Source organism: Pseudoalteromonas sp. JC3 (genome assembly GCF_030291895.1).
Taxonomy (GTDB): Bacteria; Pseudomonadota; Gammaproteobacteria; order Enterobacterales; family Alteromonadaceae; genus Pseudoalteromonas.
Genome location: NZ_CP127855.1, coordinates 1,582,984 through 1,609,432, shown reverse-complemented (window position 1 = coordinate 1,609,432; position 26,449 = coordinate 1,582,984). Strand labels below are relative to the sequence as shown.

The window sequence follows — 26,449 nt, the reverse complement described above, 5'->3', positions numbered from 1 at the left end:
GGCTTATCGATTTAATAAAAATTCTGCATACTCAAAATCGATCTCAGTATCAATATCAATAGCTCTTAATTTCGGCATTTTTACTCCCAGAATTCTACCGTCCATAACACCGCTTTCTCGTAAAATATATTCAGCAGTAGTCACATATACCATGGTTGTGATGTTCCATGATACAGGGACTTCTTGCCTACGTGTGAAAGTTTCATCACCACAAATTGTTTCTATTACTCCTTCAGAGTCCATTTTAACCATATTAAAATAAGGGCTATGATCAGCTTCAGTTATGCCTAAAGCCAAATCACAGGTATTGGTCAAAAATGCTTCTATTGCAGAAGAGATATCAGCTGAAGTTCTTAGTGGAGAGGTACAAGGTACACTAACGAAAATATCACTCTTCGACATTTCTCCCCGCGCAACAAGATATTGAACAGCATGTTGCCATGCAAGCCACTCACTAGCAGAATCCGATGCTAGCGACTCTGGCCGATGGATGATTTCGCACCCTAAACTTTTAGCTATGTCCTTTATAGCGTCTCCATCAGTTGACACATAATGTTTATCGATTAATTGGCACGCATGAGCTGACTCTATGGCGTATTGAAGTAAAGGCTTTCCATGTAAAAGCCTAATATTTTTATTAGGTACACCCTTTGAACCCGCACGTGCAAAAGTAAACGCAATAACTTTATCCATTAAATTCCCTCAAACTAAACGATACTTGACATTTATTGCTTGCAGCTTCTTCTATAGAATCAATCCAACTCATAACCTGAACAGACCTGAGCAGGGCTTGCTTACTAGTGACAGAATTAGCACTTTGCGATATCAGAGTTTGTATTAGTTTCACATATGGTTGATTGCTATCCTCTCGAACATCAATTTCTTTCAACTCTTCTCCACATGAGTTATAAGTAACCTTTTGCCTTATTAAATCCCATGTCAATGACCCTTTTGCGCCTTCAATATACAGATACCTACTTGGAAAGCGTTTTAGCATATCAAGGTGAATTGAAAAGCTAACCTTCTCAGCTTGGTTTCGCAATGATAAGCCGCCAAAAATATTAGCCTCATTTTCACAGTCCATTGTCAAGATAGAATGTCTAACTAACTGAGCTGAGAATTCAATATTTGATACGTTAAATAATGCCAGTAAGTAATCTAGCTCATGGCTTAACTCTCTTAAAGCTCCGCCACCTAAAGCCTTAACTGCCGATACCGTAGTTTTATAATTTTTACTCGGCCGCCAGTCCGGCAAAAATTGACCAACTGAGATATTAATGTGCCAAATTTTTCCCAAACATTCAGAATGTAATATGCGACTTACCTCAGTAAACCCTTTGGTATAAATCAAATCGTACCCAATTATACAGTTCATATTCTTTAACCTAGTAAACTGATATAACTCTTGAGCTTGATGACCATTCAAAGTGATCGGTTTTTCAACCAAACAACCAATCTTTAAGTTGCTTAGTTGATGTAGCTGGTCTGAATGTGCGCTGGCTGGAGAAGCAATGATTGCTATATCAAAATGCTTTTCATTAATTGCCTGTTTAAAATCAGTATAAATAGCGACAGGGAACTTATAATTAGGTTGGTCTTCGAGCATAACTCTTTTTACTATTGTAAGAGATTTAATTATTCCCAAGTTATTTAGGTTATTAATGTGGCGTTGTGCTATTGCACCGTACCCCGAGACGAGAATGTCATATTTCATATTTCATATTTAAAAAAAGTTAATGATATCTGATTGCGCACGCTCAAAGTCAGACATACGTCCAATATCTAACCAGTATTCATGTATCGGAAACATAGAAATTTTTTCATTACTCTGTAAGCAAGAGTTAATCAAATCTGGCATATCTAGACGCTCTCCGTAATTAAGGCGATTGATGACACTCGGGGAGACAACATATACTCCAGCATTTACAAAGTACTTTTCTGTTGGCTTTTCAACTATTCGAACAACTTCATTATTTTCAGATTTAATCACACCATAGGGAATTTGATATTCGTGCTCTCTAACACACATGGTTATCGCCGCTCCCTCCTCTTGGTGATAGGCCAATAGCTCAGAGAAGTCAACTTTTGTCAAAAGATCTCCATTCATCATCACAACAGGGACGACCTGCTCAGGTAGTAAGCTCAGTGCGCCTGCAGTTCCTAACGGCTCTTTTTCCTCCACATAATCAATATCGACACCATACTTAATACCATTAGAAAAGTGACCTTTTATCATGTCAGCCTTATAATGAACGGAAATAAAAAAATTCTTGAAACCATGCAGGCAAAAGCTATCTAGAATGGTCTCCAATATCGGCTTTTTCCCAACTCTCAATAAAGGCTTAGGACAACTTTGGGTCAATGGCTTTAAACGAGTACCAAACCCACCCGCCATTAAAAACACAGTGTTTGGGATTTCGCATTTTTTTAACAAACCATCCTTTGTAATGATGTTTTTAAGTTCCCTATTTTTATCTACAATAGGTATCTGTTGGAGCTTATTTTTTTCTAATAATGACATCACAAATGCTTTGCTATCAAACTCATTTGCAGTTATCGGCTCACGACACATGATTTCTGTCAATGGTGTTTCTAGGGATTTGAAATCCAATATAGCCCTTCGAATGTCACCATCAGTTATCACTCCAAGCAACCGCCCCTTATCAACCACAGTAACCAGTTTAATTGATGAATTATTTAAGATTTTTATCGCATCCCTCATAAGCGCAGAAGCGCTTAATTGAGTTGCTTGCCATATACCGCCCATATAATTACTCCAAACTATGCCTCTTTCTGTGCAATAATCATCCACTCCTTAATGATCTCAACACCGCGCCCCCACTGAAGCAAATCAACATTTCTCAACTTCATATCAGTTGGCAACAGTTTTACTATATCTTCTTCATCGGTAAATCTAGTCAAACCTTTAGCCGCCATAGGTCCGTCTTGTGGTATATAAGTGTTATGTGCCAACTGTTCACCAGTTTTGTCTCCCCAAGTTCCCGTAGCAAACGTTCTTATATATAGGAGCCCGTTAGGCTTCAATACTCTTGCAGCTTCTTGATAAATTTTTTGTGTATTTTCAAACGAGTTTGTTGAACTTGCCTCAATATCCAGCACACAATCAAATTGTTTGTCACTATAAGGTAGTTTAGTCATATCCCCAATATCAAGGTGGCCTTGCCAATCAGGAACCTCATGATCAAGTCGGGCTTTAGCTTGAGCTATAGCTGTTTTGGAACCATCAATACCAGTGACATTAAAGCCCTCTCGTGCCATAAACCATATATTTGCACCCGGACCACAACCAATTTCAAGTAATTTTACTGCACAGCGATCCTCGCACTTGTAATAATTTCTAGCGACAAACCGAACAATATCTTCTCCAGGGTATTTCCCCCAAGCCTGTGATTTAAATATGTCTTCCCAAGTTTTATCCCAAGACATTTTAATTTCCTAATTTTTTGGCAGTTATCATCCATTGTTTAACTGGCTTATCTTCCATTCCATAGCTCATTACTTCAATAGATATTAATTCTAAGTCACTAGGCAATAGAGACTGTATTTCTGACTTATCAGTAAAGCGGATTGCCCCTTGGTTAACCATTGGTCCTTCAGAAACCAAATAGGTGTTTTTTGCAACTTCTTCACCTGTATCATCTCCCCAGCAGCCTTTAGCCAAACACCGGCTGTATAAAAGACCACCAACCTTTAATACTCGGCTGGCTTCACTAAATATTCTTTGGGCAACTTCAAAGCTCGTTGTCGGTGTTACCCCAATATCTAAAACCGCGTCAAAATATTCATTTTCGTAAGCTAAACTTACAACATCACCTTCAACAACTTCCCCGTTCCAACCAGGAACCTCTGCATCAAGCCTTTCATTCGCAATACGAACGGCTGTTTTTGAACCATCAACACCCGTCACATGAAATCCCTCACGTGCCATAAACCACAACTGAGGACCTGTACCACATCCCATATCCAACAACTTTACCTGCTTACGGTTCTCTGAGAAGTAAAAGTTCCTAGCGATAAACCGGACAACATCGGTCGCAGGGTACTTTCCCCAGCTTCTTTCACTATATATCTTTTCCCAAATTGGATCCCAGCTCATAACCCTTTCCTATTATAAATCGTTCACATCAGTAAATATTAGCGATAAAAAATAACTCGGTTTGACCTAGCAAGATCAATTCCAGCCTTTAGCATTTTTTGTTTGAGTTCTTGATAAACATTTGTATCGAGAATTTGATGACCAACGACATATTTTTCTCTCTTTTTGCTGAAAAGCATTTTGAAACGTAAAAGTGGATCATCATTTGAAGTGGTGTATCCACCTCCCAAATGCAAATACTTGGCTCCGTATTCTTTACCTTTTAGCATCGCTTGTTCAATAATCAATTTAGTTGCATTTAATTTTTGCCCATATTGATTATTTGCAGAAAGGTGGTACTCCATATAATCACCATCAATAAAAAAACTTGCTCCAGCAATTACTTGTCCGTTAAAAGTAGCTATCGCGAGCTCACAAAATGGTAAACTTACAAGCTCTCGAAGTACGCTTTTAGGAAAAAAGTAGTCGGAGTTGGCCCTCAAACGTGTCATCGTTTCGTAATATTGTTCGATAAAGGCCTCAACATACTCTCTATCTTTTGACCAAATAACTCTGATACCTTCGCGCTTCGCTTTTCTAATAACACTTCTCGTTCTCGCTTGAATTTGCGAGGTTATTACTTCTAGAGTTAGATCAACTACAACTACATCTCTATTCTCATTGAGTTGACCATCATAGAGCTTGCTATTTTTCAAGCAACAATTATAGCGAATAAATTCAACTAGGAAGTTATTCTCAATACAGTACTCTCTATAAGCATTAACACTACGCTCAATAAAACCTATATCAGAAGAGGAGCTTATAGCTCCACCAAATCCATAAGCAGACTCAATATCTTTGATAACTCTCCCTTCTACCTCGCTTTTAAATACTAAAAATGGGTGGTAAAAGAAACTATCCTCCTCCCTATGGAGGAAAAAGCATGCTTGTGCGTTATCATATTGATTTGCCATCACCTCAACATACTCAAATCTTAACATCGGGTGTCGAAGGTTGCTGGGTAGAGAAGAAAATAATTGATTCAGCTCTTTATGCGTCATTCTTCTCTCTCTATTGACTGATCATAATAGTAATTTTTTGTTGCAACTTTGCCGATAAGCTCATCCCAAAATTGGGCATCTACTCCTGAGCTTGTGCGCTTGGTTGTCAAGTTAGACATGGAAAATACATCCCCACGCTTGATCTCACATTTAGCAACAATGCGCTTTCTAACAACTCTTTTGTTTTCCAACTCCACGCTCGATAAAGTTTTTACCTTACTTCCTAGGGCCGTTTCGATATTTCTGATGGCTTTAACCATAGCAATAAATTCTTTTGGCTCCATTGAAGCCTCATGATCTGGACCTGCCATTTTTTTATCTAACGTTATGTGTTTTTCTATTACTGAAGCTCCTAGAGCAACGGCAGCAATAGCTACCTCAGCACCTTGAGTATGATCTGAGTACCCGTACTCTGTACCAAAGTTATCACCAAGCTCTGACATAGCTAAGAGGTTAACACTCTCCATAGAGGCTGGGTACTCTGAAGTGCAATGCAGAATGGTTATGTTTTCTTTTTCTGTACCAGACTCAACCAAAGTATTGAAAGCAAACTCAACTTCGCGTAAATCAGCCATGCCTGTTGACAGTATTACTTTTGCATTTCGGTGGCCTATTTTTCTTAAATAAGGAGTATTTGTTATCTCACCTGACGGAATTTTAAAAGTTGTCATTCCTAACTCAATTAGTAAGTCGATGCTCACCAAATCAAAAGCGGAAGACATAAAAGTAATATTCTTGCATTGGCAGTAGCTCAAAAGCTCTTCATGATCTTGCCTTGATAGCTCTAGTCGTTTAATCATGTCAAATTGTGACTCGTCCCCATCCGTCGTTTTTTTTTGATATCCCGCTTTAGGAGTATCAACAACAAGCTCTTCCTCTGTAACAAAACTTTGAAATTTAGCCACGTCAGCTCCAGCTTCTACGGCAACATCGATTAGCTTCTTTGCAAGTGATATATCCCCATTATGATTTACACCTATTTCTGCGATAACTGTAACTCTATTAGGCTTTATCATAAAACACCTTTTTAACTGTGCTAATTGGTTTAAACCGTTTGAGCACTCTCATTATTTTGGTTAGAGATTCAGGATCTCCATACGGATTTTCCGCCGAAGCACATATTGTCAAAAACTCTTCACTTAATGCTTCTTCAATAGCTTCCACAACCGATTCCTCGCTACAATGTAAGACACTCGCTGCACAGAGCCTTCCATCTTGTCTAGTTCCTATGTTTATAGATGGCTTTTTCAGAGAAGGAGCTTCGATCAATGCACTTGAGGAGTTCCCTAATACTAATGCACAGTGATAAAGCGCGGTATGATAAAGCTCAAACCCTAAAGAAGGAACCAATACAACTCGCTCTGGCCTGTTTTCAGCATAACTAATCAGCGTCTTGAGAATTACATCGTATCCATAGTCCGCATTTGGATAAGTAATAAGCACTTGAAACTCTGAAAACTTATCTATTGCCTTGAGGATCAACTCAATAGCATGTTCATTTTCAGATAACCCTTGAGTAGTAACTGGATGATATGTAAATAAAAAAAACTGATTTTTTTGGAATGTGCTACTTAAACTCTTATTTAGCTCTACAAGCGAAAATTTAGGTCTTTGATATAGCTTAGTTAAGCCAGGTTCACCAACATTAAACACACGTGTAGGGCACTCACCCATTCTAATTACGCGCTGTTCATGCTCATAATTTGATGTAAAGTGTAAATAGGACATTTTTGTTAGAGCGTGTCTAATGCTATCGTCTATAGCACCTGTTGTAACCTCTCCCCCAGAAAAGTGTGCAATTGGGATATGATGTATCAGTGCCGCATTAGCAAAACCAAGTAGTTCAAACCTGTCACCCATGATTATAAGCAAGTGAGGTCTGAGCTCTTCCAAAATATCTGAAAAACCACTAGCAGCTTTTGCAATAGCGTTTACATTGTCACGCTGACTACTCCCAGCCAAGATTGGTAGCTGTGCAGATATGGATAAACCCAAATCGATAATTTCATTTATCGTAGTTCCATGCTCATCAGCTAAATGACTTCCTGAAACAACTAACTGTAGAGATAAAGATTGGCATTCCTCAATTTTGCAGATAACGTCATAAAGTAGACCAAACTCTGCTCTAGAGGTTGTTAACACTGCAACTTTTTTCATACTTATTTGATCACTAAATTAGGTGTGCTTGGTATGTTAATGATTCTTTTTTGAAAGTACTCTGCTCTGGCAAGGTCCCCTTTCAAACAATTTGAGAACATTGGCAACGTATTCATTAACCTCCATACAGGTCGTGTCATAATCCCCTTATCACTCAGTGCATTAATGTAAACATCCCTCGCCTCTGGACTAGGGGCAATTACTGCATTAAGCCAATAATTTGACGTGGCATAATCAGGTTCACTGACGAAGGATAATTCACTACTTTTGAAAAACTCCTGATACAACCGAGCAAGATTTCGTTTTTCTAAAATAATTTTGTCCAAGTATTCTAATTGACCACAGCCAAGAGCAGCGTTTATGTTTGGCATACGAAAGTTAAACCCCAACTCATCATGATAATATTCATAATCATGAGGGACTTTTGCGGTTGACGTTAAATGCTTAACTTTCTCTCCAAGCAACTCTGAAGAAGCGATTACAGCACCTCCTCCACCTGTCGTTATAGTTTTATTACCATTAAAGCTAAGCGCTGACAAAAAACCAAAAGTACCTGTATGTTGCCCTTTATACAAAGAACCTAAACTCTCCGCTGCATCCTCAATTAAAAGTAAATGCCACTTTTCACACACAGTTATAAGTTCTTTCAATTTCACCGGATGGCCGAACGTATGCATTGGTAACACTGCTTTAATTACCCTATTAGTAGACTTGTCTCTGCATATTCCTGCATCATCTAAATATGCTGAATCAGATAAATAAGCCTCTAACGCAAAAGGTGATAACCCAAGACTTTCATCATCAATGTCTACGAATATAGGCGATGCACCCAATTGCGAAATAGCATTGCAGGTTGCTACAAAGGTCATAGGTTGAGTGATCACAAGATCACTTTGTCTAACTCCTGCCATATAAAGTGAGATATATAAAGCAGAACTGCCGTTTACCGTTGCTGAAACGGCTGGCGCTTTCGTAAACATTTTTAGCTCATCTTCGAATCTAGTGACAAACATCCCAACACTAGATACAAACGTAGACTCAAGTGTCTCACATACATAGTGTTTTTCGTTACCAATAAACTTCGGAGCATGGAGAGGAATAAACTCGTTCGTTTTGTGATATTCACGAATGAACCCAACAATGTCTCTGACAAAGTCAGTCATTACATCTTTCCATCTAAATATAGGCCGGTTTCTTTATGTTGGAACTGGGGTAGTAATTTAACAACAGCATTAACAATATCTGACTTTTTCCATATACCTCGAGCTTGTAAACCTTTTATCGTTTGTTTAAAAGCAACTAACTCATGAGAAGTCACTGATAAATTTGATTTAACGACTCCGATGTCATTAAACAATGTCATATCTAAAATCTCACCTACTGTGTAAAACTCTTCGATAGCTTTTTCACCTGTTGTAGTGCTTCCGCTAAATAAACATGGCCAAAAACCTTTCGCAGGTAATGTTCTCGCAAGCTCTCTAGCTTCGTCTTCAGTTTCACATAGGTAGGGTGTATACCCCTGAGAGAGTAGAAACTTCTCAGCTATATCTGAAAACTTTGCTAAGTGACTTTCAGCGTTCAATTTAGGAAAGAAGATATCGCCTGTCTGGCCGAATATACACGACATTAAACACAGGGTTGCAGACTCTTCTGGCGTGACAAAGTAGCGTTGAATATCATTAGGTGCGACAATAGGTTGGGATTTAAAGAGGCGTTGTTTGAAACTATGCAAAAGAGAGCCGTCAGAAAAAGCGACATTCGCAAATCTAGCCGTCGAAATAGGTAGTTCCTTGTGAAAGTCGGTTAAGAACATCTCCATAACCCGCTTCGACGCCCCCATTAAGTTGACAGGGTTTGCAGCTTTATCTGTTGATACACAGAAATACTTTTTAGCACCAAACGCTATTGACTGCTCGAGGGATTTTATAGTATTGAAAATATTCACATCAAGCATACGCATTAGAGTAAAAACGTCCTCTTCACTACGTACATGCTTTAATGCTGATAAGTTTAAAACATAGTCATAGCCATTGCTCGAGTTAATAAAAGCGTCATATTCTAATGAACCAATATCTAAAGCAAGGGTTTTAAAGTCACTTACGATGTAACCAAAACTACTTCGTAAATCTCTAACTAGCTCAACTAGGTTATTCTCACTAATATCTACTACGTGTAATACTTTAGAGCCACGCTTAAACAGCTCCTTTACAACGGCTTGACCTATGGAACCCGCGCCTCCCAATATCAAGAAACGTGAATTATTAACTATTCTTGACAACTCATCATCATGGGCTTCTAGATCTTCATAAAAGAGCGGCAATGTTCTGCCAATCAAACTTAAAGGGGAATCATTTCTATTCATCTTGATAGAGAGAGCTCCAAGTACATTTAGTATTCCAATTATCGTTGAAATCAACTTGTGCAGCTTTAATAAACTCCTGCCAAACTTTTAGAGTCTTATCAAACCACTCCAATGATTTATCTTCTTGTTCATAGAAATAAAGCATGGTCATCATCGGACAATGGAAATATAGCATTGTACCTTTAATTAAATGAAAGAAGTGTGCATATTGGCTATCTTTATATGCGAGCAAAACGTTTTGTTGAGCACGTAGCAACTTATGAGCTTCATCACGGTTTTTATACGGTCTATTCCCAATTTCTATCAAATAATCACAAAGCTCTTTAAAGCTTTGCCAACCAAGCGTTTCCTCACTTGGAACAACTGTAACCTCTTGAAAAAAGCTTGTCTTTATTGCTTCAACTAATTCACCTTTATTTTCTGTTTTATTTAACAAGAACAGCTCGTCAGTCAAAAGTGTGTGTGCTCCTACAACTTTTGCCCCACTACCAACGTTATAAAAATCAACCCCAGGAAACAGAGCTATCAACTTTTCCTGCATGATATGAGATATCGCCATTAGTTTAGTTGCCATAACTATTTCCCCAGCATTACCTGGTAACTTAACATTAGCATCTGCAGGTGCCTTGTAACCTAATTTAATAATACGTTCATCTTTATAGATGCTTAATGAAGAATGTGTCTTGCTATTTGTATGGTAACCATTATCAATGCCAAACATGTATATCTCACCAAAACCAAATGCTGCTGCATAAGCTAAAGCGGTATTTGCGACTAGAGGAGCACAAAATGGTAGCTCTGTAGATGCATAACCAAACTCTTTTAATGACTGCACAGCCAAAAATACGCTAGCGGCTTCAGGGCCTTTTCTCCCCAGCCCTGCCCATTTATACATTTTCAATACGTCTGGATACATAACGTCAACCGCCAGCAGGTTAAGATCGGAGTAATCCTCTCCTTCATTGAGAAAGTCAACTTGTGCATCGTATGTTCCCTTGGTGCGCTCAACTAACACATGAAAATCAGGTGCTATTCCAGCGTTTCGAAGGCTATATAGTGCCGTACCCGCTGCAATAATAATAGCATCATCTTTGTTTTGCTTTATGAACTCTATAGACTCGTCTAGCGAAGGGCCGTTAGCGACGACAAACACTGACTTATCCTTTAGCACTTGCCGCTTTTCTGGTGACGCAAACAAATAAGGGAACTTATTTCGCGAATTAATAATTCCATGCGCAAGACCGGTAATTGCATCATTATAAAAGCCAAATCCTTGGTGAAGCTGATAGTAGTTTTCAAAAAAACCTTTAATGCTCAGATTCAGTTCTTTAGAAGGGTAATGCTGATAACAAAAGCTATTGATGATAGAGTTGGCACCAACCTTTTCAGCAATTAATCGAATATCTTCAAAAAACTCCGCATAAGTACTTCCCACATTGAGAAATAGACACCCACCCTGTTGATCAATTTTCTCAATTACAGCACTCCAATCGATACAGAATAGGCTTGCAAAAAAGAGCTCAATATCTGGCTCGCATACATACATATAATCAAATTGACATTTATCAAGCAGCAATTCGATGTGGTATCCCAAGCCTACTCCAAACATCATACAAGTAGGGTATGTTTTTGGCAGAGATGTGAGGATTTCCAAACGGTCAGCTTGCACTTGGCTTAGTATGTCAGCAAGCTTTTTTACATATTTTATATGTAGTCGCTTATCTTCTTTAAGAGTATTTGGAGCAGAAAAATAATCTGTTCGGCTAAAGTTGGGTGAAGCAATATTTCTATTGACTTGCTCATTTGCTTGTAAAACTGGATCATCATTATAGAGCGGGACTTCAATTCCCTTAGGATAGAAGTTAGCAGCACCAGTAGAAGTTACATGTAAACAAAAATCTTCTCGAGGGGTAAACTTTATCAAGATATCAACAATATCAGGGAAATACTTCTGGAAAGCTAAAATATTTTTTCCAAATCGTAAATTAGCCTCTACAGCAAACTCGCCTTCTCTTTCACTTTGCGCTTTAAGACTTGCTAATGCACTTTCGGCTTGACCCAAGAGATTTTCGATATTATCCATATTTACAACTACTCAACTTTTACACTTCGATATATTATTGCAACTTTATACTTAATTGATCAAATATCCTATTTAATCGCTGCGAAAACGCAGATATTAGGGCATGCACCCTTTTACTTTACTGTATTTATCAACGTTAGATTTTTTACCTTGCAGACCAATAATCTCAGCTTTTGCTTTATTTTTTTGTTCATTAACAAATTGCATACACTCCATCAACCGACTCTGAAAGTCGACTAACTGGTGCTGACAATTTTCCAACTCTTCGCTTGTTAACGCTTTTAGAAGCGCATCAATCTTATCAAAAATAGACTGCGCGAGCCCAATATTTCCGCCAGACAACGCACTCTCAAAATTTTGGAGCAATTCTAACAGAGCCTGACTCTTATCCAGCATTGTTAGTACTCGAGTCGCTATATAAAGTTTGTTCTCTCACCTCAATAGGGATAGCATCCCACCCAGATTTAATCTCTTTTAATAGATTACTTACCTCATCGACAATGTCTGGGTCGTTATTAACGCTAGCATCTAATAATCGATTTAACATGTAACTATATAGTGAGTATAAATTTTCTGAGACTTCTCCACCAGCATTAAAGTCTAAACACCCCCTAAGGGCCTCAATGATTGAACTAGCTTTTGATATATGCTCCGCCTTCGCCTCGAAATTTTTGTTTTCAATCGAGACTTTCGCACGAACTAGTTTTTCAATCGCGCCAGCAAAAAGCATCTGAATGACCTCGTACCGGTCCGCGCCCGCCAATCGAGTTTTCAGTGCTTCTTTTTGATAATTTTTTACCTTTGCGTTGTACATAATTCACCTAGTTAAGTTACTCTTAAGAACCTGATTTTACAAAACCCGGAAGGCTTGCTAGTTGAGCCCCCAAATAGGATTGAGTAGACTTCATTTGAGCGAGCAAAACATCTAATCCAGCATACTGCTGACGTAGACCATCCTCATAATCTTTCATCCGTGCTTTATGATCGATAACATCATCTTCCAAATCATCAAGTTGCGTAGTTAATGATGTTTCTCTCACTTTCAATATGCCACCTGTATCGATATAATTTCCAAGTAGCGCTTCAAGTTTTTTGGCTACACCATTTTCTCCCGCAAATGCCGCGCCAATATCATCAAAATTTTCATCCATTGCCTCGTTCAAACTTCTGACAAGTGACGACTTTTCTAAGTACGAGTCTTTTTTAACGCCGATTCCTATATCAAAAATAGATTCAAACGGCCCAGCGTCAGTTAACTCAGTGCCAAGTGTTGATATTAGTTGGTCGCTTAATGCACGCATGGACGCATCACCATTTAACGGTTTGTTCGCTCGAGTTTGAAGTCCAATCATTCCAACTAGATTGTTATAGCTGGCAATAAATTCGTCGATTAGCGCAGTCACTGATTCCCGATCATAGTCTATATTGAGTTTTGCGGACAGCTTTGTTCCGGATGAGTCTTCAGGGCTTACTTCTAGTGCCTTGATAGTCATATCCTGAACAGCATCTTTGAAGGTATTTGTGTCACTATTTACGCTAAGCCCGTCCACTGTAATTATTGCATCTTGTGCTTTATCGTTATCAGCAATAACCATACCACCACTTGGGTTTAGTGTTTCATCGTAAGTCTCAATTGCATCTAATTCTGCAGTATCACTCGTGATGACGAGGTCGTTATCAGCACCTGTTACGTTCGACGTTAGAACAAGTTTAGAACCGACCAGGGGGTCTCCAGTGTTTATTATATTTGCAGTTACACCAAAATTATCCTTTGAAGAATTTATTGCATCACGCAACTCCGATAGCGTCATTCCAGCTGTTACACCTAGATCGAACGTTTTATCTGGCCCTGCCGCAAAAGACAAAGTTCCACCACTTGCACTAACAACCGCATCAGCAGACGAAAAAGCACCATCCGCAGAAACTGCTCTGCTTCCTTGAGCCAGCTGTTGCACCGTAATGTTAAAGTTACCTGTAGAGATATCTGAAGTGGGCGTAACACTAATTATGTCAGCTCCATTCGGCTGGCGGATATTAGCCACCCGTTTACCAAAATTATCTTTGTCCGCAAGCTTTTCAATAATATCGTTCAGTTTTGATACAGCTGATTTCACCTCGCCAATTGATGATAACTCAACTTTTAACGATTCCTGCTTTTCCGCAAACCTAAGCATTTTAGGTCTGTTTTCCGCATCAATTGAAGCTTGTATAATTGACTCTAGATCTAGACCTGAGCCTACACCAGCAGATGTGATCGATGGCATGATTAACTCCTCAATACCTTAAAACTTTCTGTCACGCTGTTTTGTTGAACAAAAAGCCTTTACTAGACAACTTATCGGCAAACTCTTCTAAAGCTTTAGCAACTTCTCTAAACTCCTCAGTGGGAATTTCTCGAATCACTTCTTCGCTTTCTTTATCAAAGACCTTAATAATAGGTGGCTCCCCTTGCTCATCAAACTCAAAGACTAAATTAGTTGACGTAACTGGAAGATATTCATTTAGCTTTTCCAAGTTCTGTTTAACTTCATTTACTAAATCTAACTTGCTCTTGAGCTTTATCCCACTCTCGACATTACCGGCTATTGGTTCTTCCGCCATCAATTCAAAGTCTTTCAACTCTTTATTGCTTAGCTGCCTAGGCTTTAAGGTACTGCCGTCTGAAGAAAGGGTTTCAGCGGGTCGTTGAGTTGAATTCATATCAATCATTATTACAACTCCTATTTTCCTCTTTAATATAGTTTAAGCCACTTTAAGAAAAATATCTCTTAAAGTGACTTATAAACCAGGTAGATTACCCTAAGAGAGAAAGGGCAACCTGAGGACGCTGGTTTGCTTGACTTAAGATTGATTGACTTGCTTGCTGAAGTATTTGCGCCTTTGTTAAGCTTGCAGTTTCTTTAGCAAAATCAGTATCTTGAACCCTAGAGCGAGCAGCCGACAAGTTTTCCGAAATATTAGACTGATTTCGTATTGTCGACTGAAAGCGGTTCTGTACCGCACCTAATTCTGAACGTTTCTTGTCAACAACAGCAATTAATGCATCCATACCCGCCATTACGAGCTGAGCGTTATATTGAGTCGATACCGATATCCCTGTTTCAGTGAATATCGTTGCAAATGTTGCTGTAGATGCTGTAAATGCCGTGTCGCCTGCAGCTGCAGCTAACTCATTTAACTTCGTGATCCCATCAGCATCAACATAACCTGCAGATGCCGTAGAGGATGCAGCGCCTACCAAGGCTCGACTCCCGACTGCCGACGCAATACCAGCTATACCAGATAGCGTGAATCCACCATTTGCAGTCAACGTGTTCGTTGTAGCTCCAACGGTTTTCATACTAAAATCAATCGTCTGGGCAGCCTCAGCACCTACTTGAAAGCTCGCTCCGTAAGAGCCATCTAACAAATTTGTGCCACCAAACGAAGTATCTGATGCAACCCGATTGACCTCATCCATTAATTGATGAATTTCTTCTTGAAGTGCCAAGCGATCCTCATCAGTGTTCGAGCCATTAGAAGCTTGTTGCGCAAGCGTGCGGACCCTTTGGAACATAGATGTAACTTCTTCCATCGCACCTTCAGCGGTCTGTGCTAAAGAAATCCCATCGTTTGCATTCCTGATACCTTGATCAAGACCATTCACCTGACTAGTGAGACGGTTCGCGATTTGCATACCTGCCGCATCATCTTTCGCACTATTAATGCGCAAACCTGATGACAAGCGCTTAAACGAAGTATCTAGTGTGTTACCAGAGTTCATTAATTGTCTTTGTGCGTTCAGTGAACTCACATTAGTATTTACATATAAAGCCATTATAGCCTCCGCTTTTCAATTTCTGAGCCAAATCGCGGGATACCCCTACCCTGCGACTTAGCTGATTTAGAGCACTAGAGTTATAGTTCTCTAAATCAGTTATCGTCATATTGAGCGAAAGCTTTAGCAAAATTAGTAATTTTATTTAACTACTTTTATGAACTTTAGCCTTGCAATAGGCTTAATGCTGCCTGAGGTCTTTGATTTGCTTGACCTAGAATGGTTTGGCTGGCCTGTTGTAAAATTTGGTTCTTAGTTAACTTTGCGGTTTCTAAAGCAAAATCAGCATCTTTAATTCGAGATTTTGCGGCTGACAAATTCTCTGAAACGTTCGCTTGATTTCGAATAGTAGATTGAAAGCGGTTTTGAACTGCACCTAGCTCAGAACGTTTCTTATCCACCACAGCAATCAGTGCATCCATACCAGCCATCACTAACTGGGCATTATATTGTGTCGATACTGATATTCCTGTTTCTGTAAATATTGTCGCAAATGTTGCAGTCGATGCTGTAAACGCAGTATCACCAGCGGCTGCGGCAAGCTCATTTAGCTTGGTAATTCCATCCGCATCAATATAACCTGCTCCTACTGCAGTCGTTGCTGCTCCCACCAATGCCCTTGTACCCACTGAAGATGCAACACCTGCAATACCCGATAATGTAAAACCACCGTTTGCAGTTAGTGAATTCGCAGAACTTCCCACGGTTTGCATACTAAAACCAATTGTTTGAGCTGCGTCAGCACCGACTTGAAAACTAGCTGCATAAGATCCATCTAGCAAATTTGTACCACCAAATGTGGTGTCTGATGCCACTCGATTTAACTCATCCATTAATTGACGAATTTCTTCTTGAAGCGCTATTCTATCTTCATCTGTATTAGAGCCATTTGCAGCTTGCTGAGAGAGAGTTCTCACTCTTTGCATCATGCTCGTCATTTCCTCCATTGCCCCTTCGGCTGTTTGAGCTAAAGAGATACCATCGTTAGCATTTCGGTTACCTTGGCCTAGCCCTAGTATTTGGGATTGCAAACGATCAGAAATTTGTAGACCAGCAGCATCGTCTGCAGCACTGTTAATCCGAAGACCTGAAGATAAACGCTTGAAAGACGTATCCAACTCATTTCCGGAGTTCATTAAATTTCTCTGGGCATTCAAGGAACTCACATTGGTATTTACATATAAAGACATAACTCACTCTCTTTTTGTCAAATCATTATCTAATTAATAGATAGCTAAATGACAAAGCGGCACTTATGCATCGGGTATTCAACCAACTAAGGCAACCAATTGCCACTTTGACGCCAGAATTTACTGTAACTAGTAGTAAGCAAATAACAGGCCAAGAATCCAAGAATCCAAGAATCCAAGAATCCAAGAATCCAAGAATCCAAGAATCCAAGAAAATGATTAAATAACATCGGGAACTTAAAAATAGATATTAGGTACTTTGTTTATCGAGGAACGACTATCTTGCATTGCGGTATCTTGCCGCAGCTTTTTAATGGATGAAGAGCCTTCTGCTCAAAGAGTAAGGAAATAAAAAGAGGCCAATTGGCCTCTTTCGAAAATTTGAGAGTGAGTGTCATTTTTTTAGCATAAAGTTGGCATACTAAATGCTTGGATTAACGTGTTCATTGCTTTAATGAACGCTGTTGGATTTAAGCACCTCCGCTTTTCATCCAATCCGGTGCCTAAGCAAATACCCCATTTGGCTTAGGCACCTTTACCTTCCAACCGTTATCCTAGAAGACTTAAAGCCGCCTGCGGACGTTGGTTAGCCTGACTTAGGATTGTTTGGCTAGCCTGCTGCAAAATCTGCATTTTAGTTAAGCTAGCGGTTTCTTTAGCAAAGTCAGCGTCCTTAATACGAGAGTTTGCAGCCGATAAATTCTCGGAAATATTAGACTGGTTACGAATCGTTGATTGGAAACGGTTTTGAACCGCACCTAATTCAGAGCGCTTTTTATCCACTACAGCTATAAGCGCATCCATTCCGGCCATCACCAGCTGTGCATTATATTGCGTTGACACCGATATGCCCGTTTCAGTGAATACAGTTGCAAAAGTTGCTGTCGACGCTGTAAATGCTGTATCCCCGGCAGCTGCTGCTAAATTGTTTAGCTTTGTAATTCCATCCGCGTCAACATAACCTGCTGCTGCTGTAGACGACGCCGCTCCCACCAAAGCTCTGCTTCCCACAGCAGAGGCAACACCTGCAATACCCGATAATGTAAAGCCACCATTTGCAGTTAAAGTATTTGCCGTACCTCCGACTGTTTTCATACTGAAGTCGATGGTTTGAGCTGCATCAGCACCCACTTGGAAGCTTGCAGCGTATGAGCCATCTAGCAAGTTTGTTCCACCAAACGTTGTATCTGAAGCAACACGATTAACTTCATCCATTAATTGATGAATCTCTTCTTGTAGTGCTAAGCGATCTTCATCGGTATTTGAGCCATTCGCAGCTTGTTGTGCAAGCGTACGAACACGTTGGAACATCGACGTCACCTCTTCCATTGCACCTTCAGCGGTTTGTGCCAAAGAAATACCGTCGTTTGCATTTCTATTGCCTTGATCGAGACCGTTAATTTGTGAGTTCAAACGGTCAGAAATTTGAAGGCCTGCAGCGTCATCAGCAGCGCTGTTGATACGAAGGCCTGAAGATAGACGCTTGAATGATGTATCTAGTGAGTTACCAGAATTCATTAATTGTCTTTGTGCGTTCAATGAACTTACGTTAGTATTTACATAAAGTGCCATGATGGTTCTCCCACTTTAAATCGAGTCTTTCACTCTCAAACTTAGATTTTTTCCAACCTTTGAATGTTTTTCACTCTCCGGCTTGGTTAATTAAGTTATCGGTCGGCAAAGAATTTCCTTTAGTATTTTTTTTAAAAAAAATTATATTGATGATTATTATGCGTTTTTCTTGGCTTGGAGATAGATACTACAAAAATTTGACATATTAAGAGTTTATATCAGGAAGTTCTTAAAGTGTTTTATTTTTAGATAGTTAAATAAAAAATCAAAGTTTTGAGTGGCTGTTGAGAAAGTGGCCAGTAAAGGCCACTTTTTAGCGAATATAGTCTAGTAGTGTAAGATTAGTTAACCGACCAAATGTTGCTTGTGAAGCTTGAAGCGCCGTTTCATGCTTAGTCAGCTCTGAGATAGCGGAGTAGAAATCAACCTCTAAAAGAGAAGCCTTGTTTGCTTTGTTATCGATATCTAAATCTGAATTTGAATCTTTAACCAGCTTTGCCGCATTTAGCCTACCACCGAGCCCAGCTTGACCTTGTGACACTTTAATCTTAGCGTTTTCTAACCCGGTCAACCCATCTGCAAGTACCTGTTTGTAATCGTCACCTGTAATACTGGGGTCTCTCAATGACGTAATCATAGATTCTAATGTATTTAGAATGTTTTCCTTCTGGGGCTTTTCTAAATCAAAGCTTATTTGGCCTGGTGCAGCACCAGCGAAGTCAAACTCCATACCAGCGACTTTAATAGTTCCGCTTTCTGCAGTACCGGTTGAAATAACTGTACCTCCCTGCTCAAGCTGATAAGTATTTGGCGTACCCGCTGTCACTACTAAGTCAAAGGTGTTTGCACCTGCAGGCGCACTTGGATCGGCGTTGTAATTCGCTTTATGAAACTTATCAAACACAGCTTGCTCATCTACATAAACCGATGCAGAAGTAATTCCACCAGAAACCACACCTGTATTTGACGTAATATTCAGTCGCTTCTCTGCACTTTCAAATACATCAAAACCGTTATCACTTGAGCGTATTTCAACCCCTTCAGAAACTTTTATTTTATGCTGTCCTTGGTCACCGTTATATACGTACTTTCCAGTGGCTGAATCGAAACTATAAGTTTGCGTATTATCTTGGTAGCCGGAAAATATAAACTTACCATCCTCACTTTTTGAGTTCATTAAATCCAAAATAGTATCTTGGATGGACTCTAGCTCATCAGCAATCGCTTCACGGTCAACGTCAGATAACCCACCGTTACCTGCCTGTATTGACTTCGCATAAGCGCTATCAATGGCCGTTTTAATATTTTCAAGCACTGATTCTTGAGTATCTAATCTCGAAGACAACATAGTCAGGTTCTTGGTAAACTGATCGTTTGCTTGGATCCGGTCGTCAAAAAGCATGGCTCTAGCAGTCGCTGAAGCATCATCGGAGGCACTCAGTACCCGCTTTTGCGTGTTCAGCTGCTGTGTTGCTTTATTCACGTCCTGCTGATTACGCAAAATAGAATTAAGATTAGAATTAAAAATTTGATTTTGAGATAAACGCATAATTACCTCGCTGCACTTAATAAGGTATCGAACACAGTTCTCGCTGCCGAAATGACTTGCGCTGAAGCCGAGTAAGACTGTTGAAAACGTAACAAATTGGCCGCCTCTTCATCTAGGTTTACACCCGATAGAGACTCAAACCATGCACTTGACTGATTAGCCAGCGCTTCAAATGCCGCGCCATTGGTTTTCGCTTGATTAGTGATAACCCCTACACCAGTGACAATATCGGCATATGCTTCATTAAAGGTTTTATGGCTTTCGGTACTACCTGTAGGCTCTACATTTTGTCTAACTAAATCCGATGATTTCAGACCATCGAGCGCTGCACCATTACGGTTATCATCAAAGCCACCGGTGTTAAAGCTGATCTCAAAACTATCACCAGTATTCGGTGTACCCTCAATATCGAAAGTGAAGCCAAGGTTATCAAAAGGCGCAGGTGCTGCTCCTCCCACTCCAGACAGAATATCTTTACCATCCGCTGGAGCCGTAAAGGTATGCGTTGTACCTGAATTACTGGTCAACGTATATTCGTTAGCATTGGCTGTTTTAGTCAAAGTATAAGGACCATCATTCAACGTTGGCGGCGTCCCCGCAGCAAATGCACTGGTCGCGGGATCGGTATCAGTGACGACTCCTGCTGAAATGGTCGCCGTACCATTATTGTCTGCTGATTTTTCAGTACGAATTGGCGACGCTAATGCGAGAGCTTCTGGTCTTTGAGTTGCAAGCTCCAACCCAGTTGCAGCCTGTTGGTTTAATTTCACAAGAAATCTATCGCCTGTTGCACCACTACCAGTTACGTTCATCTGTAAGCCAAAATAATCTCCCGTTCCCGTGATGACTCCACCAGCAATATTACCAGTCGTCGGCGTACCGATAGGATTGCCTTTGGCATCTACAGCTGTTATTTCAACGGTTGTTGCACTGGTATAAGTAACTTGAAAATCGGTAGCTGGCAACTCATTGCCGCGCCCTGGCTCAAGTGTTGCCGTAAGCGCTGCGGTGCCTGTATTTTCGCTGTAAGCAAAGCCACCCACGGTGGGTATTTTAAATATATCTCCACCTATATTGCCATCTAAGTCCATTCCCAATCTATTTTGCTGATTAAAAGCATCTGCCAATGCGAGGCCAATTTGACCTAGTTGGTTTTGTGCCGGGATCAACACTTCATCTCTAAATGCCAGTAACCCGCCGATTTTGCCTTTCAAGCTGCCGCTATCTAACTCGAGTTGCACAACATTTTTATCTTTAATGTCTAGGATTAGTTCTTTATGATTAGGATCTGGATTGCCTTTCATCGCGAATAAATTGAAGGCACCACCTTGCATCACAAGCGCATCCCCAGTGCCTAAAAATACGAGCTTCTCGCCATTTTCACCGTCGAGTGTTTCTATATCTACGAGCTCAGCAAGCTCTTTAATTGCTTGATCTCGCTCATTAAGCACGCTGTGATCGACATTGTTAAGATTGAGCGCTGACTTACTCGCCACTTGCTTATTCAATTCACTGATTTTTTGCACAAGGTTATTGGCTTCTTCTGAGAAAATATCCAATTGCTCGTTCACGATACTGTTTTGATCAACAACAATACCTGACAATCTATCCATTTGATCGACTAGGCCTTGAGCGCCCGTCATAAATAAAGAGCGGTTAGTTGTCGATGAAGGCAAGTTAATCGCGCTTTGTAAATTATTAAACATCGAGTTGATGCTCTTGCTCAGACTGTTTGAGTCTTGTGCAAACAACGTATCAACGCGGCTTGCCTCAGTGACAAACTGCTCATAGTAAGATTGATTAGAAATATCACGATTTAATTGCTGCTGCGCAAATTGGTTGATCAAACGCACCGTTTCACCACGACCAACCATGCCACCTATCATCGTTCCGTGCTCAGTCCGTTCACGGATATACCCTTTGGTATTTAGGTTAGCAATGTTTTTACTGGTGGTTTGTAGTAACTCGGAGTTAGCCCTAACCCCTGCTGCACCAATATTTAATAGATCAAATGACATCTCATCTGACTCCCTTTGTTAGCGCACCGGATAAGAAATCGGATACATCAATACGCTTTAAAACTGACTTAATTTTGTTGGCATAATTCGGATCGGTCGCATAGCCTGCATTTTGAAGTTCACTTAAATAGGCGTGACTATCACCAGCCTTATTTAAGGCTTGCTCGTATCTCGGATTACCTTTTAGGAAACTGACATAATCATCAAAGCTTTGTTCAAGCGACTTATAAGCACGGAAATCGGCTTGCTTTTGCACCGGTAACCCTTGCTCAAATTCAAGTGTCGATTTTCTGGCGCTTTCACCACTCCAGCGGCTATCCGCTTTAATATTGAATAGATTAAAACTGCTACTACCATCCTTTTTGCTGATGATGTGTTTACCCCAACCGGTTTCCAGTGCAGCTTGTGCAACCATTACCGCAGGGTTCAAGCCCAACTTTTTCGCCGCTGTTTGAGCGTATTCCCAAATTCTGTCGACGAATTCCTCAGGAGAACCAAAGCCTGTTTGTTCATCGCTTGAGGCATCTGCCTTTACATTGACAACCTGCGGTTCGGGTTTATTCACACTCTCACTCGCTGTCGCCTGCTTTTTAAAGGAAATATCGCCGTCAGCTCTCATTACTGAGGCAGGCTTATACTTTTCAGAGTTAGGAGACAACTGCTGCACAATCAGATCTGCCAGTCCTAAGCTGCCTTGCTCAGATAAGTGCATCGAAAGTTGCTGATCATGCATTTCTTCAAAAAATTTGACACCACTAGAGTTAAATGGACTGTCTTTATCCTCTAGCGCCTCATTCGCTTTACGCATGCTTTGTAACAACATTTGCGTAAAGATAGACTCAAACTGTTGTGCCGCCTTCTTCAATGCCTGATCTGAGGCACCTTGATCGCCAGCACCTTTCAGCGCCTCTTTACGGATCGAATCAAGGTTTCCTAGGTCAAAAAAGCTTTGATTTTTCAATTGGTCGGTGTTCATACACTCAGCACTGTTTGACGTTAATAACTATACAAATAGAAATGCAAAATCCGAGCCAAAAAAAAGCCCCACAATTGCGGGGCTAACTAGTTGATTAATAATGGAACATCAAATGACGACTAATTGACCATTTATCGCGCCTGCTTCTTTTAGCGCTTCAAGGATCGCCATTAAATCGCCAGGTGCTGCGCCAACCTGGTTAATTGCCCTAACCAAGTCATCAAGACTCACGCCTGGGTCAAACACAAACGCTCGAGAGTCATCCTGATTTACGTCGATAATGCTTTGCTGCGTCACTGTTGTTTCGCCATTCGCCAGCGCATTAGGTTGTGACACATTTTGCTGCTCAGCAATTGTTACGGTAAGGCCGCCATGAGTAATTGCCGCAGGCTGCAACTTGACATTTTTGCCGATAACGATAGTGCCAGTGCGCGAGTTAACGATGATCTTCGCAGCGGTATCCGCTGGTTTGAATTCAAGATTCTCTAGCGTAGATAAATACGCAACGCGCTGAGACGGATCTCTTGGTGCAATTACTCGAACTGAAGCTGCATCCATAGGTTTAGCACTGTTTGGTCCAACAAGACCATTGATAGTGTCGGCCAAGCGCTTTGCGGTAGTAAAATCCGGTCTATTCAAGTTAAAGGTAATGTAATCACCCTGAGTAAACGGACTTGGTACTGCTCGCTCCACTGTCGCGCCATTTGCCACACGCCCTACTGTCGGGGTGTTGATCACAACTCGACTCCCGTCGGCACCATCAGCGCCCAAACCACCGACAATCAAGCTACCTTGCGCAATTGCATATACGTTACCATCAACCCCTTTTAGAAAGGTCTGAAGTAAAGTACCGCCTCGTAAACTACCAGCACTACCAATAGATGAAACGGTAACGTCAATGGTTTGGCCGGGCTTAACAAAAGGTGGCAGATCTGCGTGAACCGCAACAGCCGCAACATTTTTAATTTTTGGCTTTAAGCTTGCGGGCATCGTGATCCCAAAGCTATTCAACATCGCTTTAAAGCTTTGCTCGGTAAATCTGGTTTGCTCACCGGTACCAGGCAAGCCTACAACTAGGCCGTAGCCAACCAGTTGGTTTGAACGAACACCTTCAACCATACTGACGTCTTTAACTCGCTCAGCAGAAGCCAAAGAAGAAAAACCAACCAACGTAATGGCCGCACCGATAAGCAAAATATTCTTAAGCATATTGTTCATTTTCAGCACCTTAAAACGGCATCAGCGCGCTCATAAAGAAACTCGTTAACCAACCTGCACTTTGCACTTCTTGTTGGTCACCTTTACCTGAATATTGAATTCTGGCATTTGCCACTCGATTAGACTCAACAGTGTTATCTGCGGTCACATCCTGAGGTCTTACCAACCCTTCTAAGCGAATAAATTCCTCACCAGTATTGAGGGTTAACCACTTTTCACCGCGGATCACTAAATTACCGTTAGGCAATACTCGGGTTACATTGACCGATATATTCCCGAATAAGCTATTTGACTGATTAGACTTCGAATCACCAGAGAAAGAAGAACTGGATTTAGCACCAAACTGTATTGCTTCTTTTCCGATATTAATGGCATTGCCACCAAGACCAATCACAGGGTCTAAGCTCGAATCACTGGATTTATCCAGCTCAGAATTTGCAGCTTTGGTCGCCTGAGTCGTTTCTCTGAGTACGATGGTAATAATATCGCCGACTCTTAACGCTTTTTTGTCAGCATAAAGATCATTGGAAAACTGCGTATTAAATAATGACCCTGTTGCCACCATTTGGGCTTGATTATCCTCGGGATAGATAGGCGCATAATACGGATCGTCACGCACCACATTTTTATTTTGTGTTGTACTACATCCAGATAATGCAGCGACCGTTACGATGGCTAAATATAATGCACGCATAATACCCCCTACCCAATTACAGCTGTTGATTAATGTAGCTCAGCATCTGATCTACCGTTGAAATCACTTTTGAGTTCATCTCATACACGCGTTGTGTCTCAATTAGATTTACAAGCTCTTCGGTCACATTAACGTTTGACGTTTCAAGTGCGCCTTGCACAATCTTACCTAGCCCTTCAACGCTTGGATTACCTTGTACTGGTGCACCACTTACCGCAGTTTCTGTGTACAAGTTTTGTCCAATCGGTTCAAGACCTGATGGATTAATAAAGTCACTGATCGTCAACTGTCCGATAACAACGTTTTCAGCTTGTCCTGCAACGCGCACCGATACTTCACCATCTTGAGAAATAGTAATTGACTGCGCATCGTCGGGTACGTTCATCTCAGGTAACACAGGAAAACCCGCACCTGAGGTAACAATTCGACCTTCTTCATCCGTCGTGAACTGACCGTTTCTTGAATACGCAGTTGTGCCATCTGGCATCTGAATCTCAAAGAAGCCCGGGCCTTGGATCATCCAATCCAAAGAGTTTTCGGTACTTAACATATTACCTTGAGAAAAGTTCTTTTGGTTGGCGACTACTTTGGCACCTGCACCAAGCATCAAACCAGACGGTAATTCTGTATCTTGAGAGCTGCGGCCACCTGGCTGATTGATGTTTTGATATAATAAGTCTTCGAATATCGCCCGACTCTTTTTGTAGCCGACGGTACTGGCGTTCGCCAAGTTGTTCGAAATAACTGAAATATCAGTTTGCTGAGCATCTAAGCCTGTTTTACTTATCCACAATGCCGGATTCATGATCTCTACCTCACTCTTAAACTATGCGTAGGAGCGAAGTGTGTCGCTCATCTATTTCTTCAGCTGTTTTCATCAGCTTAATTTGCATTTCAAATTGTCTTTGATGGTTGATCATATCCACCATCTCATGAACGGGATTGACGTTGGACATCTCTAAGAAGCCACTCATCACTTTTGCGGTTGGAGATATTTCACAAAAGCCACAGATCCCATCTTCTAGCTTATCTTCTTTTGGTCTATAAAGGCCGTCATTGCCTTTTTGTAGCTTGCTATTGTCTGCTTCAATAATTTTCAGCCGATCAACCACTTCAAGAAAGTTAGCGGGAGCGCCTTGTGGACGCACTTGAATAGAGCCATCGTCACTAAACACCACTTTATCAACGGGGATAGGTAAGACAATAGGCCCACCTTCGCCAATAAGTTGACGCCCATGAGCTGTGACTAACGCACCGTCATTACGAATATTGAGCGTGCCGACTTTGGTGTAAGCTTCTTCACCCGAGGCATCAACAACACTGATCCATGACTTATCATCTACTGCAATATCTAGCTCACGGCCAGTTTCAACGATTGCGCCACCGGTCATATTGGTCCCTGGGCGTTCTTGCATAGCAAAAACCCGTGTAGGTAGCCCTTCACCAAACGCCTGCATTGAGCGCGCTTGAGCAAAATCTGCTTTGAAGCCAGTCGTATTGGCATTAGCAAGGTTATTCGCCTTAAGTGCCACACCACGTAAGCTTTGCTTAGCGCCTGACATTGCGATATACACCATTTTATCCATGACGATGACCTATAAAATTCAAACTTAGTCTAGTTAATGCAAGCACAGTGCCAAAGTGAGGAGATGTTTT

General features: G+C 40.8%; 24 protein-coding genes and 2 pseudogenes. All 26 read right to left on the bottom strand.

The genetic code is table 11. The features are described 5' to 3' along the window. Nucleotides 1-3: 3 nt before the first annotated feature. The 26 genes and pseudogenes from QSH61_RS06565 to QSH61_RS06445 all read right to left on the bottom strand — a co-directional run bounded on the left by QSH61_RS06565 (nt 4) and on the right by QSH61_RS06445 (nt 26,379). Nucleotides 4-693 (bottom strand): acylneuraminate cytidylyltransferase family protein, encoded by a 690-nt coding sequence (locus QSH61_RS06565; protein WP_206471574.1) that lies wholly within the window; start codon nt 691-693, stop codon nt 4-6. Then, entirely contained in the window at nt 686-1,714 is a 1,029-nt protein-coding gene (locus QSH61_RS06560; RefSeq protein WP_206471573.1) for a Gfo/Idh/MocA family protein, read from the bottom strand. Before QSH61_RS06560 ends, QSH61_RS06565 begins: the two co-directional genes overlap by 8 nt. A 9-nt stretch (nt 1,715-1,723) precedes the next feature. After that, entirely contained in the window at nt 1,724-2,767 is a 1,044-nt protein-coding gene (locus QSH61_RS06555; protein ID WP_206471572.1) for a nucleotidyltransferase family protein, read from the bottom strand. 14 nt (nt 2,768-2,781) lie between these two features. Continuing rightward, a complete protein-coding gene (locus tag QSH61_RS06550) occupies nt 2,782-3,447 on the bottom strand; it encodes a class I SAM-dependent methyltransferase (protein WP_206471571.1) in 666 nt (221 codons plus the stop codon). A 1-nt stretch (nt 3,448) separates the two neighbouring features. Next, nucleotides 3,449-4,117, bottom strand: coding sequence for a class I SAM-dependent methyltransferase (locus tag QSH61_RS06545; RefSeq protein WP_206471570.1), 669 nt, complete (start codon nt 4,115-4,117; stop codon nt 3,449-3,451). A gap of 38 nt (nt 4,118-4,155) precedes the next feature. After that, nucleotides 4,156-5,157 carry a GNAT family N-acetyltransferase gene (locus QSH61_RS06540; protein ID WP_206471569.1) on the bottom strand — a complete coding sequence of 334 codons (1,002 nt, stop codon included), beginning with the start codon at nt 5,155-5,157 and terminating at the stop codon, nt 4,156-4,158. Further along, nucleotides 5,154-6,173 carry an N-acetylneuraminate synthase gene (gene neuB / locus QSH61_RS06535; protein WP_206471568.1) on the bottom strand — a complete coding sequence of 340 codons (1,020 nt, stop codon included), beginning with the start codon at nt 6,171-6,173 and terminating at the stop codon, nt 5,154-5,156. The genes QSH61_RS06540 and neuB overlap by 4 nt, the downstream gene beginning before the upstream one ends. Continuing rightward, nucleotides 6,160-7,314: a UDP-N-acetylglucosamine 2-epimerase gene (gene neuC, locus QSH61_RS06530; protein WP_206471567.1), complete on the bottom strand. Its 1,155-nt coding sequence runs from the start codon at nt 7,312-7,314 to the stop codon at nt 6,160-6,162. The genes neuB and neuC overlap by 14 nt, the downstream gene beginning before the upstream one ends. 2 nt (nt 7,315-7,316) lie before the next feature. Next, the gene (locus QSH61_RS06525; RefSeq protein ID WP_206471566.1) at nt 7,317-8,477 is read right to left on the bottom strand and encodes a LegC family aminotransferase; all 1,161 of its coding nucleotides are present in this window, start codon (nt 8,475-8,477) and stop codon (nt 7,317-7,319) included. Further along, nucleotides 8,477-9,676 (bottom strand): UDP-N-acetylglucosamine 4,6-dehydratase, encoded by a 1,200-nt coding sequence (locus tag QSH61_RS06520; protein ID WP_206471565.1) that lies wholly within the window; start codon nt 9,674-9,676, stop codon nt 8,477-8,479. Before QSH61_RS06520 ends, QSH61_RS06525 begins: the two co-directional genes overlap by 1 nt. Continuing rightward, on the bottom strand, nt 9,669-11,759 hold the full coding sequence (locus tag QSH61_RS06515) for a motility associated factor glycosyltransferase family protein (protein WP_206471564.1): 2,091 nt from the start codon (nt 11,757-11,759) through the stop codon (nt 9,669-9,671). Before QSH61_RS06515 ends, QSH61_RS06520 begins: the two co-directional genes overlap by 8 nt. 96 nt (nt 11,760-11,855) lie before the next feature. Continuing rightward, a complete protein-coding gene (locus QSH61_RS06510) occupies nt 11,856-12,155 on the bottom strand; it encodes a hypothetical protein (RefSeq protein ID WP_206471563.1) in 300 nt (99 codons plus the stop codon). Continuing rightward, nucleotides 12,145-12,573 (bottom strand): flagellar export chaperone FliS, encoded by a 429-nt coding sequence (gene fliS, locus QSH61_RS06505; RefSeq protein WP_206471562.1) that lies wholly within the window; start codon nt 12,571-12,573, stop codon nt 12,145-12,147. The genes QSH61_RS06510 and fliS overlap by 11 nt, the downstream gene beginning before the upstream one ends. A gap of 22 nt (nt 12,574-12,595) precedes the next feature. Further along, nucleotides 12,596-14,023: a flagellar filament capping protein FliD gene (gene fliD / locus QSH61_RS06500; RefSeq protein WP_206471561.1), complete on the bottom strand. Its 1,428-nt coding sequence runs from the start codon at nt 14,021-14,023 to the stop codon at nt 12,596-12,598. Between the two features lie 31 nt (nt 14,024-14,054). Next, entirely contained in the window at nt 14,055-14,468 is a 414-nt protein-coding gene (locus QSH61_RS06495) for a flagellar protein FlaG (RefSeq protein WP_206471560.1), read from the bottom strand. Nucleotides 14,469-14,553: 85 nt separating this feature from the next. Then, nucleotides 14,554-14,829 (bottom strand): annotated as a pseudogene (locus QSH61_RS24410) (flagellin); the annotation flags it as partial. A 167-nt stretch (nt 14,830-14,996) separates the two neighbouring features. Next, a pseudogene (locus tag QSH61_RS24405) lies at nt 14,997-15,576 on the bottom strand (flagellin N-terminal helical domain-containing protein); the annotation flags it as partial. A 164-nt stretch (nt 15,577-15,740) separates the two neighbouring features. Further along, entirely contained in the window at nt 15,741-16,766 is a 1,026-nt protein-coding gene (locus QSH61_RS06485; protein WP_174168532.1) for a flagellin N-terminal helical domain-containing protein, read from the bottom strand. A gap of 549 nt (nt 16,767-17,315) precedes the next feature. After that, complete coding sequence (locus tag QSH61_RS06480; protein WP_206471558.1) at nt 17,316-18,338, bottom strand: flagellin N-terminal helical domain-containing protein; 1,023 nt, start codon at nt 18,336-18,338, stop codon at nt 17,316-17,318. A gap of 313 nt (nt 18,339-18,651) precedes the next feature. Beyond that, nucleotides 18,652-19,887 carry a flagellar hook-associated protein FlgL gene (gene flgL / locus QSH61_RS06475; protein ID WP_206471557.1) on the bottom strand — a complete coding sequence of 412 codons (1,236 nt, stop codon included), beginning with the start codon at nt 19,885-19,887 and terminating at the stop codon, nt 18,652-18,654. A 2-nt stretch (nt 19,888-19,889) separates the two neighbouring features. Further along, nucleotides 19,890-21,905: a flagellar hook-associated protein FlgK gene (gene flgK / locus QSH61_RS06470; RefSeq protein ID WP_206471556.1), complete on the bottom strand. Its 2,016-nt coding sequence runs from the start codon at nt 21,903-21,905 to the stop codon at nt 19,890-19,892. A 1-nt stretch (nt 21,906) separates the two neighbouring features. Continuing rightward, nucleotides 21,907-22,881: a flagellar assembly peptidoglycan hydrolase FlgJ gene (gene flgJ, locus QSH61_RS06465; protein ID WP_102056457.1), complete on the bottom strand. Its 975-nt coding sequence runs from the start codon at nt 22,879-22,881 to the stop codon at nt 21,907-21,909. Nucleotides 22,882-22,989: 108 nt separating this feature from the next. Continuing rightward, on the bottom strand, nt 22,990-24,090 hold the full coding sequence (locus QSH61_RS06460) for a flagellar basal body P-ring protein FlgI (RefSeq protein WP_010606307.1): 1,101 nt from the start codon (nt 24,088-24,090) through the stop codon (nt 22,990-22,992). A 19-nt stretch (nt 24,091-24,109) separates the two neighbouring features. Then, nucleotides 24,110-24,793, bottom strand: coding sequence for a flagellar basal body L-ring protein FlgH (gene flgH / locus QSH61_RS06455; RefSeq protein ID WP_010606306.1), 684 nt, complete (start codon nt 24,791-24,793; stop codon nt 24,110-24,112). Nucleotides 24,794-24,809: 16 nt separating this feature from the next. After that, nucleotides 24,810-25,598, bottom strand: coding sequence for a flagellar basal-body rod protein FlgG (flgG, locus tag QSH61_RS06450; protein WP_010606305.1), 789 nt, complete (start codon nt 25,596-25,598; stop codon nt 24,810-24,812). Between the two features lie 16 nt (nt 25,599-25,614). Next, nucleotides 25,615-26,379 (bottom strand): flagellar basal body rod protein FlgF, encoded by a 765-nt coding sequence (locus QSH61_RS06445; protein WP_095728188.1) that lies wholly within the window; start codon nt 26,377-26,379, stop codon nt 25,615-25,617. Nucleotides 26,380-26,449: the final 70 nt, after the last annotated feature.

What these genes read in the sequence shown, in the direction of transcription:
- QSH61_RS06565 (WP_206471574.1), bottom strand. Translation starts at nt 693, where the DNA reads ATGGATAAAGTTATTGCGTTTACTTTTGCACGTGCGGGTTCAAAGGGT.
- QSH61_RS06560 (WP_206471573.1), bottom strand. Translation starts at nt 1,714, where the DNA reads ATGAAATATGACATTCTCGTCTCGGGGTACGGTGCAATAGCACAACGC.
- QSH61_RS06555 (WP_206471572.1), bottom strand. Translation starts at nt 2,767, where the DNA reads ATGGGCGGTATATGGCAAGCAACTCAATTAAGCGCTTCTGCGCTTATG.
- QSH61_RS06550 (WP_206471571.1), bottom strand. Translation starts at nt 3,447, where the DNA reads ATGTCTTGGGATAAAACTTGGGAAGACATATTTAAATCACAGGCTTGG.
- QSH61_RS06545 (WP_206471570.1), bottom strand. Translation starts at nt 4,117, where the DNA reads ATGAGCTGGGATCCAATTTGGGAAAAGATATATAGTGAAAGAAGCTGG.
- QSH61_RS06540 (WP_206471569.1), bottom strand. Translation starts at nt 5,157, where the DNA reads ATGACGCATAAAGAGCTGAATCAATTATTTTCTTCTCTACCCAGCAAC.
- neuB (WP_206471568.1), bottom strand. Translation starts at nt 6,173, where the DNA reads ATGATAAAGCCTAATAGAGTTACAGTTATCGCAGAAATAGGTGTAAAT.
- neuC (WP_206471567.1), bottom strand. Translation starts at nt 7,314, where the DNA reads ATGAAAAAAGTTGCAGTGTTAACAACCTCTAGAGCAGAGTTTGGTCTA.
- QSH61_RS06525 (WP_206471566.1), bottom strand. Translation starts at nt 8,477, where the DNA reads ATGACTGACTTTGTCAGAGACATTGTTGGGTTCATTCGTGAATATCAC.
- QSH61_RS06520 (WP_206471565.1), bottom strand. Translation starts at nt 9,676, where the DNA reads ATGAATAGAAATGATTCCCCTTTAAGTTTGATTGGCAGAACATTGCCG.
- QSH61_RS06515 (WP_206471564.1), bottom strand. Translation starts at nt 11,759, where the DNA reads ATGGATAATATCGAAAATCTCTTGGGTCAAGCCGAAAGTGCATTAGCA.
- QSH61_RS06510 (WP_206471563.1), bottom strand. Translation starts at nt 12,155, where the DNA reads ATGCTGGATAAGAGTCAGGCTCTGTTAGAATTGCTCCAAAATTTTGAG.
- fliS (WP_206471562.1), bottom strand. Translation starts at nt 12,573, where the DNA reads ATGTACAACGCAAAGGTAAAAAATTATCAAAAAGAAGCACTGAAAACT.
- fliD (WP_206471561.1), bottom strand. Translation starts at nt 14,023, where the DNA reads ATGCCATCGATCACATCTGCTGGTGTAGGCTCAGGTCTAGATCTAGAG.
- QSH61_RS06495 (WP_206471560.1), bottom strand. Translation starts at nt 14,468, where the DNA reads ATGATTGATATGAATTCAACTCAACGACCCGCTGAAACCCTTTCTTCA.
- QSH61_RS06485 (WP_174168532.1), bottom strand. Translation starts at nt 16,766, where the DNA reads ATGTCTTTATATGTAAATACCAATGTGAGTTCCTTGAATGCCCAGAGA.
- QSH61_RS06480 (WP_206471558.1), bottom strand. Translation starts at nt 18,338, where the DNA reads ATGGCACTTTATGTAAATACTAACGTAAGTTCATTGAACGCACAAAGA.
- flgL (WP_206471557.1), bottom strand. Translation starts at nt 19,887, where the DNA reads ATGCGTTTATCTCAAAATCAAATTTTTAATTCTAATCTTAATTCTATT.
- flgK (WP_206471556.1), bottom strand. Translation starts at nt 21,905, where the DNA reads ATGTCATTTGATCTATTAAATATTGGTGCAGCAGGGGTTAGGGCTAAC.
- flgJ (WP_102056457.1), bottom strand. Translation starts at nt 22,881, where the DNA reads ATGAACACCGACCAATTGAAAAATCAAAGCTTTTTTGACCTAGGAAAC.
- QSH61_RS06460 (WP_010606307.1), bottom strand. Translation starts at nt 24,090, where the DNA reads ATGCTTAAGAATATTTTGCTTATCGGTGCGGCCATTACGTTGGTTGGT.
- flgH (WP_010606306.1), bottom strand. Translation starts at nt 24,793, where the DNA reads ATGCGTGCATTATATTTAGCCATCGTAACGGTCGCTGCATTATCTGGA.
- flgG (WP_010606305.1), bottom strand. Translation starts at nt 25,598, where the DNA reads ATGAATCCGGCATTGTGGATAAGTAAAACAGGCTTAGATGCTCAGCAA.
- QSH61_RS06445 (WP_095728188.1), bottom strand. Translation starts at nt 26,379, where the DNA reads ATGGATAAAATGGTGTATATCGCAATGTCAGGCGCTAAGCAAAGCTTA.